Here is a 12,007-nt window from a genome sequence, read left to right as displayed (position 1 = left end):
CAGAAGATTCTCGACACCGGCGGCCGCGTCGCTCGCTTCGAGGCTCGCTACGGCAAGCGCGCCGGTAAGAAGGCCGACGCAGACAGCTAGCTGTTTCGCCGACGCCCGTCCTGTGCATCACAGGACGGGCGTCGGCTTTTTTGTGTCCACATTCAGTTGCACCGGCGTTCGAGAGTGAGTCATCAACATGGCGAGAACAGACAAGCCTTCGGCCATCGACGACATCCTCGCCGAACACTCCGGACTCGAGCAGCAACTCGCCGACCCAGCTCTGCACAACGACCCGTCCGCGGCCCGCAGAGCAGGCAAGAGGTTCGCCGAACTGGCCCCCATCATGTCCGCGCACACCAAGCTGACCTCCGCGCAGGACGACCTCGAAGCCGCGCGTGAGCTCGCCGCCGACGATTCCTCGTTCGCGTCCGAGATTCCCGAACTCGAGGCGACCGTGCTGCACCTCGAGCAGACCCTCACCGACCTGCTCGCACCACGCGACCCGCACGACGGCGACGACATCGTGATGGAGGTCAAGTCGGGCGAGGGCGGCGAGGAATCGGCGCTCTTCGCGGCCGATCTCGCGCGGATGTACGTGCGCTACGCGGAACGCCGCGGGTGGCGGGTCGAGGTGCTCGACGCGAACGTCTCGGACCTCGGCGGATACAAGGACGCGACGCTGTCGATCAAGACCAGGGATCCCCTCGACGGCGTCTGGGCCCGGCTGAAGTTCGAGGGCGGCGTCCACCGCGTGCAACGGGTACCGGTGACCGAATCGCAGGGGCGCGTGCACACGTCCGCGGCCGGCATCCTGGTGTATCCCGAACCCGACGAGGTGGAAGAGGTTCAGATCGACGAAACCGATCTGCGCATCGACGTCTACCGCTCGTCCGGCAAAGGTGGCCAGGGCGTCAACACCACCGACTCCGCAGTCCGAATCACGCACCTGCCGACCGGGATCGTGGTGACCTGTCAGAACGAGCGGTCTCAGCTGCAGAACAAGGCACGCGCGATGCAGGTACTTGCAGCTCGCCTGCAGGCAGCAGCAGAAGAAGCGGCCGACGAAGAGGCATCGGCAGGCAGGGCCAGCCAGGTGCGCACCGTCGACCGCTCGGAGCGGATCAGAACCTACAACTTCCCCGAGAACCGCATCACGGACCACCGGATCGGCTTCAAGGCACACAACCTCGACTCACTTCTGGACGGCGAGATGGATGCGTTGCTCGACGCGCTGGCCAAGGCGGACCGCGACGCGCGCATGCAAGCAGAGTAGCTGCGGCACATAGCTTTACAGATTTCGCCGGGCTGCTGCACCGAAACGTGCGATACCCTGGCGGCCAGGTTCGACCCCGCAACAGCGCCCGAGAGGCACACCAGACATGAACCAGGTCCTGACCCCCGCAGGCGAGAACGCCGTGTCCGAGCTGTCCTCGCGCTACGGCATCTCGACCGATGCCGTCCGCACGATGCTCGACGCCGTCAACAACGGCCGCGGCAGCATGGCTCAGTTCAACATCCCCGAGCTCGGCGGCAGTGGGCAGTGGATGCGCGGCGGAATGACCATGGTGGGCAACATGTTCGACCACGGACTCAAGAGCCGGGTCGACGGTCTCTGCCGAGACCTGTCGGCGGTGCTGTCTCAGCATCAGGTGTACCCGCCCAGGGAGACCGGCAGCAGCTCGTTCGGTGGCAGCTCGTTCGGCGGCGGCTCGTGGTGGCCCTCGGACCTCGGTGCGCCGAGCTCGAGCGGTGGTCAGAACGGCTCGCAGTACGCAGTGTTTCCGGGATCTCGACGCCTCGCGGTGTTGGTCGGCGGCGAACTGGCCGTGTACGACACTCTCGATCACTCCATCGGCGGAGTCCAGCAACAGCAGGGTGGTGGACCGGGCTCGCTCGAGTTCACCAGTCAGTACGGCACGTTCACCGCAGGCAGCCTGCCTCGAGTCGATCAGCAGTCGGGCGGGACGAACTCGCAGAACCAGTCGACGCCGCAACCCGCTCCGCAGACCTACGCGCAACCGTCCTCGTCGCAACAGTCTTCGCAGTCCTCGAACCAGTCGCCCCAGGGCAACCCGTCAGGTGTGGACATCTCCGACATCACGGCTGCGATCGAGGCTCTCGCGGGTCTGCACGCGAAGGGCTTCCTCACCGACGACGAGTTCCACGCCAAGAAGTCGGAGTTGCTGGGACGCGTGTGACCGGGTTGTCGGTGCCTCGTGGCAGGCTGTTCGAATGAGCCGCAAGCCGTTACGCCTGGCCATCCTCGAAGCAACGTCGATGCTCGACGCTGCCGGTGTGCCGAGCCCACGGGTCGATGCGGAGCTGCTCGCCGCACACCTCGTCGGCGTGGACCGCGGCCGTCTCGGTCTGGTTCCTCTCGTCGAACCCGAGGTCGTCGAAGCGTACTTCCGAACCGTCGAGCAGCGCGCGAAACGTATTCCGCTGCAATACATCACGGGAACGACCTCGCTGGGCAACATCGACGTCGAAGTAGGGCCGGGCGTGTTCGTACCCCGGCCGGAAACCGAACTGTTGTTGGCCTGGGCACTCGCGTTCCTCGAAAACGTCGACCACCATCCGCCGGTGATTCTCGATCTGTGCACGGGCTCGGGGGCACTGGCACTGGCGATCGCCAACGCCCGGCCCGATGCCGTCGTCCATGCCGTCGAGCTCGACCCGTCGGCGTTGGCATGGGCCCGGCGCAATGCCGACCTGTGCAGCGGCCACGGCGATACCCCGATCACGCTGCACCACGGCGACGTCACGGCACGAGATCTGTTGACCGAACTCGACGGCGCTGTCGACATGATCGTCGCAAACCCGCCCTACATCCCGGAGGGGGCAGACCTCGATCCCGAAGTGATCGATCACGATCCACACATGGCGCTGTTCGGCGGTTCGGACGGGCTGTCCGTCATCGAACCGATGATCGGCAACATCGCCCGCTGGCTTCGGATCGGCGGCGGCGTCGCTATCGAACACGACGACTCCAATGGCGGCGAGGTGGCGGCGCTGCTGTCTCGGCGACGAGTGTTCACCGAGGTCACCGCGCATCCGGATCTGGCGGGTAGGCCCCGGTTCGTCGTCGCCGCACGGGCGCACCCGGCCCAGGCCTGACGACGGGAACGGCAGGCGGGCGACACCTGACATCACTTCGTTATCGAAGGTGGAAGGATGGGTGCCGTGAGTACCGTCTACGACTGCCGTGAAGCCGACGCGCGCACTGCTGGATTGACCGCTGCCCGCGGTGCCCTCAAATCCGGCCGACTGGTCGTCATGCCTACCGACACCCTGTACGGAATCGCAGCCGATGCATTCGACGGCAGCGCTGTCACGGATCTGCTGCGCGCCAAGGGCAGGGGCCGCGATATGCCGGTTCCCGTGCTCGTCGGTTCCTGGAACACCATCGACGGCCTGGTCCAGAGTGTCCGGCCACGCACCCGAGATTTGATTCGCGCCTTCTGGCCCGGTGCGCTGAGCATCGTCGTGCAGCAGGCTCCGTCCTTGGCCTGGGATCTGGGCGACGCCCAAGGCACCGTCATGTTGCGGATGCCGCTCCACCCGGTTGCGCTAGAGCTGTTGCGCGAGGTGGGCCCGCTCGCGGTGTCCAGCGCCAACATCTCCGGCAGTCCACCCGCCACCACCGTGACGGAGGCTCGGGATCAGCTCGGCGGCTCGGCCGCGGTGTACCTGGACGGGGGGCCGGCCGACCACGCGGTGGCGTCGACCATCATCGATCTGACCAGCGATCGAGCACGAATTCTGCGGGTCGGTGCCATTCCCACCGAGAAGATTGCCGAGGTTCTCGGTGTCACCGCCGAAAGCCTGGTCCCGGGAGCGTCCTGACATGGCTGTCCATCCCGCACGCCTCCGCGCATGAGCGTCGCTCGGGGCGGTGTCCTTCACGGAAGTGTCGACGTACTCGCTCAGTCGAATCTGGGTGCAGGCGTACCGATTCGCGAACTGCTCCTGGTGTTCCTCACCGCAGCGGTGGTGACGTTCTTCGCCACCGGCGGTGTTCGTGTGGCGGCCGTCAAGTTCGGTGCCGTCGCGGTTCCTCGTGATCGTGACGTCCACGTACAGGCCACCCCGAGGCTCGGGGGAGTGGGCATCTACGTGGGCATGCTGGCTGCGTTGCTCTTCGCGTCACAGCTGCCTGCGCTGGCTCGCGGATTCGACGTCGCTTACAACCGCGACATTCCGGCCGCGCTGGTTGCCGGCTTCGTGATCGTGCTGGTCGGCGTCATCGACGACCGATGGGGTCTGGATGCCCTGACCAAGTTCGTCGGCCAGGTGACGGCGGCCGGGGTCCTCGTCATCATGGGCGTGAGCTGGGTCGTGCTCTACCAGCCGTGGGGAGGCGAGCCCGGTCAACCGGGTAGCACCCTGGTGCTCGACCAACTGCAAGCCGGACTGGTGACCGTGCTGATCACCGTCGTGATCGTCAATGCGATGAACTTCGTCGACGGACTGGACGGGCTGGCGGCCGGCCTCGGGCTCATTTCCTCGGTGGCGATCTGCATCTTCTCGGTGGGGTTGCTGCAGGAGCAGGGGGGAGACGTCGGCGTCTACCCACCGGCGCTGATCGCAGCGGCGCTGGCGGGCGCGTGCCTGGGGTTTCTGCCACACAACTTTCAACCCGCTCGCATCTTCATGGGCGATTCGGGATCGATGCTCATCGGTCTGACGCTCGCTACGATCTCGACCAGTGCGTCCGGGCGGATCCCGTTGACGGCGTACGGCCCGCGCGATCTGCTGGGTCTACTGTCGCCGCTTCTGCTGGTCGGGGCTGTGATGCTCATCCCGATTCTGGACCTGCTGCTGGCTGTCATTCGCCGCACCCGGGCCGGACGGAGTCCCTTCAGCCCCGACAAGATGCACCTGCACCATCGGCTGCTGCAGATCGGACATTCGCATCGCCGAGTGGTGTTGGTGATCTACCTGTGGGTCGGTGTCCTCGCCTTCGGGGCGGTCGGGTCGTCTCTGCTGGACCGCCGAATAGTGGTGCTTCTGGTTGCCGCAGGTCTGGTGTTCGCGCTGGTCGTCACTGCTGTGCCCACGCTGCGGGTGGACCGATCGCAGGGCTCGGAACCGCGAAGTGCTCGACGGGGCTCTTGATCCCGTCGGCTGTACGCGCCCGCGTGCTGGGTACCCTCGACAACTGTGACCTTCACTCCGCAGTCCATGCCCGACCAATTCGCCCCGCTTCGCGCCGCGGTTCGATACGGACTCATCGGACTGGTGGTGCTCACGGTGGTGAGCGTCGGAGTCGCCGTCGCGGCGGCCGGAACACCTGGTCTGTGGGGATCTCTCATTGGTGTTGCCATCGGCGGAGGCTTCGTCATCACGACGGTGTTGTCGGTGGCGCTCACCACGCGTTTTCCGGCCTCGGCCGTCGGAGCACTGCTTCTCGGCGGTTGGTTGGTGAAGATGGTGATCGCGCTGATCGTGCTGGTCGCACTCAAGGACGCCGACTTCTACAACCGGTACTCCTTGGGGCTGACGATTCTGGGAGCGCTCGTGGTCGTGCTCGGCGCGGAGGTCTTCGGGGTCGTCAAGACGAAAGTCGCCTACGTGGACAGCGTTCCCACCGAGGGCAAGACCGACAATCGGTAGTACGACAGGCTGTCGTAATCGGTTAAGCTGAGGGCCGCCTACACAACGTCGTAGTTCTGTTGATAAAGTTTGCATCAAGCGGTGGGCAAGACTGGGACGAAAGAGACTTTTTCCCCGGACTGGACCCCCGCAGGTAGCAGTCAGCGTGAGCTTCCTTACAGTAGGCCCGGAGTCAACGACTTCGGCAACGTAAGGTTCCGCCCTGAGAGTTGCCGAGTCGACGTGAGTCGCCGACACCCGACAGACGCTTGGCCGATGAAGACCGGGCCTCAGCCTCTGACGATTGCGAGCCGATTTTCGTCGACTTGATAGATCGTCATTGTCCGATCGAACCGCAGTCGTTACCCGGCTGCGGCCCGAACACGGGAGAGACCGCTGAGCGTCACCACCCTGGCTGCGGAATACAGTCCGCCGTCACTATCCGATTTCTTTCCTCCCGCGGTGCTGTTCGAGGGGACCCCGTTCGAGCTCGACAGGCTGATGCTCATCCGCATCCTGATGTCGGCGATTCTGATCATCTTCATGGTGGTTGCCCTCCGCAGCCCGAAGATCGTTCCGCGTGGTCTTCAGAACGTCGGCGAGATCGCTCTCGATTTCGTTCGGATCCACGTCGCAGAAGATGTGCTCGGTAAAGAACAGGGTCGTCGATTCCTGCCCGTCATCATGACCATCTTCTTCACGGTGTTCGCGGTGAACGCGAGCGCTGTCATTCCGTTTCTGAACATCTCGTCGAATGCCCGCATCGGTCTACCGATCGTGCTCGCTGCGGTCGCGTACGTCGCGTTCATCTACGCAGGTGTCAAGAAGTTCGGTGTCGGGAAGTTCGTCAAGGGCACCATCGTCATCCCGGGCATTCCGCCGGCGATGCACGTGCTGCTGATCCCGCTGGAGTTCGTCTCGAACTTCGTACTCCGTCCGTTCACACTGACGGTGCGTCTGCTCGCCAACATGCTGGCCGGCCACATCATGCTCGTGCTGTTCTTCAGCGCGACCCAGTTCTTCCTCTTCGAGGCGTCGGCCGGGCTGAAGATCTTCGCAGCACCCTCGCTCATCATGGGCTTCCTGTTCACGATGTTCGAGATGCTGGTGATCTTCCTCCAGGCCTACATCTTCGCGCTGCTCACGGCGATCTACATCGATCTGTCGCTGCACGCCGACTCGCACTGACCGACCAACTGACCGAACCAGCTACACCGCCACCTCCGACACCCGGATGTGGACCGAAGAAAGGGAACGGAAAACCCAATGAGCCTTGAAGTTCTGGCCCAGGCGCAGGAAATCACCGCAAGCGGATACGGCGCCATCGGCTACGGCCTCGCAGCCATCGGCGGCGGCATCGGCCTCGGCCTCGTCGTCGCCAAGAACATGGAAGCAACCGCTCGTCAGCCCGAGCTGGCCGGTCAGCTCCGTACCACCATGTTCCTCGGCATCGCATTCACCGAGTCCCTCGCCCTGATCGGCCTCGTCGCCGGCTTCATTCTCTGAGAGCGCGATGACAAACGCGATTACGTTGCTGGCGGCGGAGGGGGAGGAGTACAACCCTCTTCTGCCCGCAACCTACGACATCGTTTGGTCGATCGTCTGTGTCGCGGCAATCGGCTTCCTCTTCTGGAAGTACGTGGTGCCGCGCTTCACCAAGGTTCTCGCTGAGCGTTCCGAGCTCATCGAAGGCGGAATCAAGAAGGCCGAAGAGGCACAGGCAGAAGCCAAGGCTGCTCTCGAGCAGTACCACGCTCAGCTGGCCGACGCCCGTTCCGAGGCCGCGCAGATCCGCGAGGAAGCGCGCACCCAGGGGCAGGCGATTCTCGCCGAGATGAAGGAAAAGGCGCAGGAAGAAAGCGACCGGATCGTGGCCGCAGGCCACAATCAGCTCGTTGCTCAGCGTCAGCAGATCGTCACCGAACTTCGGGGAGATCTGGGACGCACGGCCGTCGAGCTCGCTGAGAAGGTCATCGGAGAGCAGTTGTCCGACGACGCGAAGCGTTCCAGTTCGATCGATCGCTTCCTCAACGAGTTGGATTCCGTCACCGCGGACTCCGCATCCGGAAAGTGAGTCGAACCATGTACGCAACTTCTCGTGAGGCACTCGCCCGCACGCGGTCGGTTGCCCACGAAGCTCTGGGGTCCGCGTCGGCAGGCGAGGCGACAGCCGTCGCTGCTCAGACCGGTGCCGAGTTGTTCGCCGTCGTCGAGACTCTCGACGCGCAGCGCACGTTGCGTACCGCTCTCGCCGACTCGTCGGTCGAGGGCGTTCGGCGAAGCGATCTGGCCGGAGAGGCCTTCTCCGGCCAGGTGTCGAGTGCAACGGCGACGATCGTCAAGGCCGCTGCCGGAGAAAGCTGGTCCACCGCTCGCGACCTGCTGAACTCGCTGGTCGAGCTGGGACGTGAAGCTCTGCTTCGCGCCGCGGCCGATCAGGATCAGTTGGACACGGTCGAGGACGAGCTGTTCCGCCTCGGGCGGATCGTGGCAGGAAACCCGCAGCTCGAGCAGGCCCTCTCGGATCGCTCGAAGCCCGCTCAGGCCAAGCGTGAACTGCTCGGTCGCCTGCTCTACGGCAAGGTCACCGCGGTCACCGAGGCGCTTGCAGTTCAGGCTGTGACGCGTCCGCGAAAGGCTGCTCCCGCCGACGTACTGAACGGACTGGCCGACCTGGCTGCCGAGCAGCGCGACCGTGCGGTTGCCCACGTCCGCAGCGCAGCACCACTGAGCGACAATCAGCTCGAGAAGCTGACGGCCACCTTGACCCGCACGTACGGCAAGCAGGTCACGGTGCATGTAGAGGTCGATACCGAACTGCTCAGCGGACTTGTCGTTCGTATCGGCGACGAGGTCATCGACGGTAGCGGGGCAGGCCGCCTCGCTGCATTGCGAAAGACGCTCAAATAGTCCGACACGGACACAGTAACGAGAAGAAGCGTCTCGACTTTCGAGACATTTCACCCCGCGATCATTTGAAGGAAGAGCAGGAAACACTATGGCGGAGCTGACGATCTCCTCCGACGAGATCCGTAGCGCGATCGATAACTTCACCGCGAGCTACTCACCGGAGTCTTCCCGCGAGGAGGTCGGCACGGTTACGGACACGAGCGACGGAATCGCTCACGTGTCCGGATTGCCGTCGGCGATGTCCAACGAACTCCTGGAATTCCCCGGCGGAGTCCTCGGTGTCGCGCTGAACCTGGATGCCACCGAAATCGGTGCAGTCATCCTCGGTGACTACGAGCACATCGAAGAAGGCCAGGAAGTCAAGCGCACCGGAGACGTGCTGTCGGTCCCCGTGGGCGACGGCTACCTCGGCCGCGTCGTGGACCCCCTGGGCAAGCCCATCGACGGCCTCGGCGACATCGAGTCCTCCGAGACCCGCGCCCTCGAACTGCAGGCTGCCTCGGTGCTCGAGCGTCAGCCCGTCGAGGAGCCGCTGCAGACCGGTATCAAGGCGATCGACGCCATGACTCCGATCGGCCGCGGCCAGCGTCAGCTCATCATCGGCGACCGCAAGACCGGCAAGACCGCGGTCTGCATCGACGCGATCCTGAACCAGAAGGCAAACTGGGAGAGCGGCGACGAGAAGAAGCAGGTTCGCTGCATCTACGTCGCCATCGGCCAGAAGGGCTCGACGATCGCAGGCGTCAAGGCTGCACTCGAAGAGCAGGGCGCACTCGAATACACGACCATCGTCGCGGCTCCCGCGTCCGATTCGGCCGGCTTCAAGTGGCTCGCCCCGTACACCGGCTCGGCCATCGGCCAGCACTGGATGTACCAGGGCAAGCACGTCCTCATCGTGTTCGACGACCTGACCAAGCAGGCCGAGGCGTACCGCGCCATCTCGCTGCTGCTGCGTCGTCCGCCGGGCCGCGAGGCATACCCCGGTGACGTCTTCTACTTGCACTCCCGTCTGCTGGAGCGTTCGGCGAAGCTGTCCGACGAGCTCGGTGGCGGATCTTTGACGGCTCTGCCGATCATCGAGACCAAGGCCAACGACGTCTCGGCATACATCCCGACCAACGTCATCTCCATCACCGACGGCCAGGTCTTCCTGGAGTCGGACCTGTTCAACAAGGGCGTCCGTCCCGCGATCAACGTCGGTATCTCGGTGTCCCGAGTCGGCGGCGCGGCACAGACCAAGGGCATGAAGAAGGTCTCCGGATCTCTTCGCCTCGAGCTCGCTCAGTTCCGCGAGCTGGAAGCCTTCTCTGCGTTCGCGTCCGACCTCGACGCGGCCTCCAAGGCTCAGCTCGAGCGCGGCGCACGTCTGGTCGAGCTGCTCAAGCAGGATCAGTACGCCCCGGTTGCCGTCGAAGATCAGATCGTCTCGATCTGGCTCGCAGGGCAGGGAACGTACGACTCGGTTCCCGTCGGCGACGTGCGTCGCTTCGAGACCGAGCTGCTCGAGGACCTGCACCGCAACGCCAGCGGCGTCTACGACAGCATTGCCGGTGGCAAGGCTCTCGACGAGGACAACCAGAAGGCACTGACCGAGGCGACCGAGAAGTTCAAGGCCGGATTCGTCGACTCGGACGGCAACCGCGTTGTCAACGAGGCCGAGGCAGACACTCTGAACGCCGACGAGGTCAGCCAGGAGCAGGTCAACGTCACTCGCAAGACAGTCAGCAAGTAGGCCTGCGATGACAGATGCCAAGACGAGCACAGAAGGGAGCGTGAACAGCTAGATGGCAAGCATTCTCGAGCTTCGCTCCCGCATCAAGTCGGTCAACTCGACCAAGAAGATCACCAAGGCACAAGAGCTGATCGCGACATCGCGAATCACCAAGGCTCAGGCTCGCGTTGCCGCATCGAAGCCGTATGCGGAAGAGATCACCAAGGTGCTCTCCGCGTTGGCGAGTGCATCGAGCTCGCTCGATCACCCGCTGCTCAACGAGCGACCCGAGCCCAAGCGTGCCGCGGTTCTGGTCGTGACCAGCGACCGCGGTATGTGCGGCGGCTACAACTCCAACGTGCTCAAGGAGACGGAGGAGCTGTTCCAGCTGCTCCGCTCCGAGGGCAAGGATCCGGTCATCTACGTCCTCGGCGCAAAAGGCCTGGGCTACTACACATTCCGCGAGCGGGACGTGAAGGGTGCCTGGACGGGCTTCTCTCAGGAGCCCGGATACGCCGACGCGGCCAAGGCCAGTAGGCACCTGGTCGAGCTGTTCATGGCCGGCTCGGGCACCGAGGTCGAGGCTCCCAACGGTGAAGGCACCATCGAGGGCGTGGACGAGTTGCACATCGTCTACACCCGCTTCGTGTCGATGCTCACGCAGAAGCCCGAAGTTCGCCGTATGGCACCGCTCGAAATCTCGTACACAGACGAGGAATTCGAGATGGGTGCGGATGCGCTGAGCGACTCACCGACCGCAGATGTGCAGGCACAGTACGAGTTCGAGCCGGAAGCGGGAACTCTGCTCTCGGCGCTGCTGCCCAAGTACATCAGCACCAGGATCTATGCGTCGTTGCTCGATGCAGCAGCGTCGGAGTCCGCGGCGCGTCGTACCGCCATGAAGGCAGCGACGGACAACGCGAACGAATTGGTCGAGACCTTGAGCCGTCAGGCCAACCAGGCTCGGCAGGCCCAGATCACCCAGGAAATCAGCGAAATCGTCGGTGGCGCCAACGCGTTGGCCGACAGCGCAGGAAGTGACTAAGCAATGACCGCAGCAGTAGCCCAAGAGAACGCGAGCGGAGCGGACACTCAGTCCGGCCGTGTCGTTCGGGTCATCGGCCCCGTTGTGGACGTCGAGTTCCCGCGCGGCTCGATTCCCGCACTGTTCAACGCCCTCAACGCAGAGATCACTCTGCCGACCGTGGCCAAGACCCTGACGCTCGAGGTTGCACAGCACCTCGGTGACAACTTGGTTCGCACCATCTCGATGCAGCCCACCGACGGACTCGTCCGCGGCACTGCAGTCATCGACTCGGGCAAGCCGATCTCGGTTCCCGTCGGTGACGTCGTCAAGGGCCACGTGTTCAACGCCCTCGGTGACTGCCTGGACACCCCCGGACTCGGCCGCGACGGCGAGCAGTGGGGCATCCACCGCAAGCCACCAGCCTTCGATCAGCTCGAGGGCAAGACCGAGATCCTCGAGACCGGCATCAAGGTCATCGACCTCCTGACCCCGTACGTCAAGGGCGGAAAGATCGGTCTGTTCGGTGGTGCCGGTGTCGGCAAGACCGTTCTGATCCAGGAAATGATCACCCGTATCGCACGCGAGTTCTCGGGCACCTCGGTGTTCGCAGGAGTCGGCGAGCGCACCCGTGAGGGCACCGACCTCCACCTCGAGATGGAAGAGATGGGCGTCCTCCAGGACACCGCCCTCGTCTTCGGCCAGATGGACGAGCCGCCCGGCACGCGTATGCGCGTGGCGTTGTCGGCACTGACCATGGCGGAGTACTTCCGCGA

Annotated in this window: 12 protein-coding genes and 2 pseudogenes; all 14 read left to right on the top strand. The window is 64.3% G+C overall.

Annotated elements, in window-relative coordinates; translation table 11 throughout:
- Positions 1–90, top strand: a pseudogene (locus A2J02_RS06505) (50S ribosomal protein L31); the annotation flags it as partial.
- 97 nt (positions 91–187) lie between these two features.
- Positions 188–1,264 (top strand): peptide chain release factor 1, encoded by a 1,077-nt coding sequence (gene prfA, locus A2J02_RS06500; protein WP_068048269.1) that lies wholly within the window; start codon positions 188–190, stop codon positions 1,262–1,264.
- Positions 1,265–1,370: 106 nt separating this feature from the next.
- Entirely contained in the window at positions 1,371–2,189 is an 819-nt protein-coding gene (locus A2J02_RS06495; RefSeq protein ID WP_068048266.1) for an SHOCT domain-containing protein, read from the top strand.
- A gap of 34 nt (positions 2,190–2,223) precedes the next feature.
- Positions 2,224–3,108: a peptide chain release factor N(5)-glutamine methyltransferase gene (gene prmC, locus A2J02_RS06490; RefSeq protein ID WP_068048263.1), complete on the top strand. Its 885-nt coding sequence runs from the start codon at positions 2,224–2,226 to the stop codon at positions 3,106–3,108.
- A 66-nt stretch (positions 3,109–3,174) separates the two neighbouring features.
- On the top strand, positions 3,175–3,837 hold the full coding sequence (locus A2J02_RS06485; protein ID WP_068048275.1) for an L-threonylcarbamoyladenylate synthase: 663 nt from the start codon (positions 3,175–3,177) through the stop codon (positions 3,835–3,837).
- Between the two features lie 30 nt (positions 3,838–3,867).
- Positions 3,868–5,109 (top strand): glycosyltransferase family 4 protein, encoded by a 1,242-nt coding sequence (locus tag A2J02_RS06480; protein ID WP_068048260.1) that lies wholly within the window; start codon positions 3,868–3,870, stop codon positions 5,107–5,109.
- Positions 5,110–5,175: 66 nt separating this feature from the next.
- On the top strand, positions 5,176–5,607 hold the full coding sequence (locus A2J02_RS06475; RefSeq protein WP_068048272.1) for a hypothetical protein: 432 nt from the start codon (positions 5,176–5,178) through the stop codon (positions 5,605–5,607).
- Between the two features lie 441 nt (positions 5,608–6,048).
- Positions 6,049–6,774 carry a F0F1 ATP synthase subunit A gene (gene atpB / locus A2J02_RS06470; RefSeq protein WP_032393520.1) on the top strand — a complete coding sequence of 242 codons (726 nt, stop codon included), beginning with the start codon at positions 6,049–6,051 and terminating at the stop codon, positions 6,772–6,774.
- Between the two features lie 78 nt (positions 6,775–6,852).
- On the top strand, positions 6,853–7,092 hold the full coding sequence (locus A2J02_RS06465) for an ATP synthase F0 subunit C (RefSeq protein WP_008715092.1): 240 nt from the start codon (positions 6,853–6,855) through the stop codon (positions 7,090–7,092).
- Between the two features lie 7 nt (positions 7,093–7,099).
- Positions 7,100–7,660 (top strand): F0F1 ATP synthase subunit B, encoded by a 561-nt coding sequence (locus A2J02_RS06460; protein ID WP_032393521.1) that lies wholly within the window; start codon positions 7,100–7,102, stop codon positions 7,658–7,660.
- 8 nt (positions 7,661–7,668) lie between these two features.
- A complete protein-coding gene (locus A2J02_RS06455; RefSeq protein WP_068048257.1) occupies positions 7,669–8,496 on the top strand; it encodes a F0F1 ATP synthase subunit delta in 828 nt (275 codons plus the stop codon).
- An 88-nt stretch (positions 8,497–8,584) separates the two neighbouring features.
- Complete coding sequence (atpA, locus tag A2J02_RS06450; protein WP_037193380.1) at positions 8,585–10,228, top strand: F0F1 ATP synthase subunit alpha; 1,644 nt, start codon at positions 8,585–8,587, stop codon at positions 10,226–10,228.
- A 52-nt stretch (positions 10,229–10,280) separates the two neighbouring features.
- Positions 10,281–11,252: a F0F1 ATP synthase subunit gamma gene (locus A2J02_RS06445; protein ID WP_068048254.1), complete on the top strand. Its 972-nt coding sequence runs from the start codon at positions 10,281–10,283 to the stop codon at positions 11,250–11,252.
- A gap of 3 nt (positions 11,253–11,255) precedes the next feature.
- Positions 11,256–12,007: pseudogene (locus tag A2J02_RS06440) on the top strand (F0F1 ATP synthase subunit beta); the annotation flags it as partial.

Source organism: Rhodococcus sp. EPR-147 (assembly GCF_001647185.1).
Classification (GTDB): Bacteria; Actinomycetota; Actinomycetes; order Mycobacteriales; family Mycobacteriaceae; genus Rhodococcoides.
This window is presented reverse-complemented; position numbering and strand designations above follow the sequence as displayed.

Coding starts and splice junctions, on each gene's coding strand:
- A2J02_RS06475 (WP_068048272.1), top strand. CDS start 5,176: ATGCCCGACCAATTCGCCCCGCTTCGCGCCGCGGTTCGATACGGACTC.
- prfA (WP_068048269.1), top strand. CDS start 188: ATGGCGAGAACAGACAAGCCTTCGGCCATCGACGACATCCTCGCCGAA.
- A2J02_RS06480 (WP_068048260.1), top strand. CDS start 3,868: ATGAGCGTCGCTCGGGGCGGTGTCCTTCACGGAAGTGTCGACGTACTC.
- A2J02_RS06465 (WP_008715092.1), top strand. CDS start 6,853: ATGAGCCTTGAAGTTCTGGCCCAGGCGCAGGAAATCACCGCAAGCGGA.
- A2J02_RS06495 (WP_068048266.1), top strand. CDS start 1,371: ATGAACCAGGTCCTGACCCCCGCAGGCGAGAACGCCGTGTCCGAGCTG.
- A2J02_RS06455 (WP_068048257.1), top strand. CDS start 7,669: ATGTACGCAACTTCTCGTGAGGCACTCGCCCGCACGCGGTCGGTTGCC.
- prmC (WP_068048263.1), top strand. CDS start 2,224: ATGAGCCGCAAGCCGTTACGCCTGGCCATCCTCGAAGCAACGTCGATG.
- atpA (WP_037193380.1), top strand. CDS start 8,585: ATGGCGGAGCTGACGATCTCCTCCGACGAGATCCGTAGCGCGATCGAT.
- A2J02_RS06445 (WP_068048254.1), top strand. CDS start 10,281: ATGGCAAGCATTCTCGAGCTTCGCTCCCGCATCAAGTCGGTCAACTCG.
- A2J02_RS06460 (WP_032393521.1), top strand. CDS start 7,100: ATGACAAACGCGATTACGTTGCTGGCGGCGGAGGGGGAGGAGTACAAC.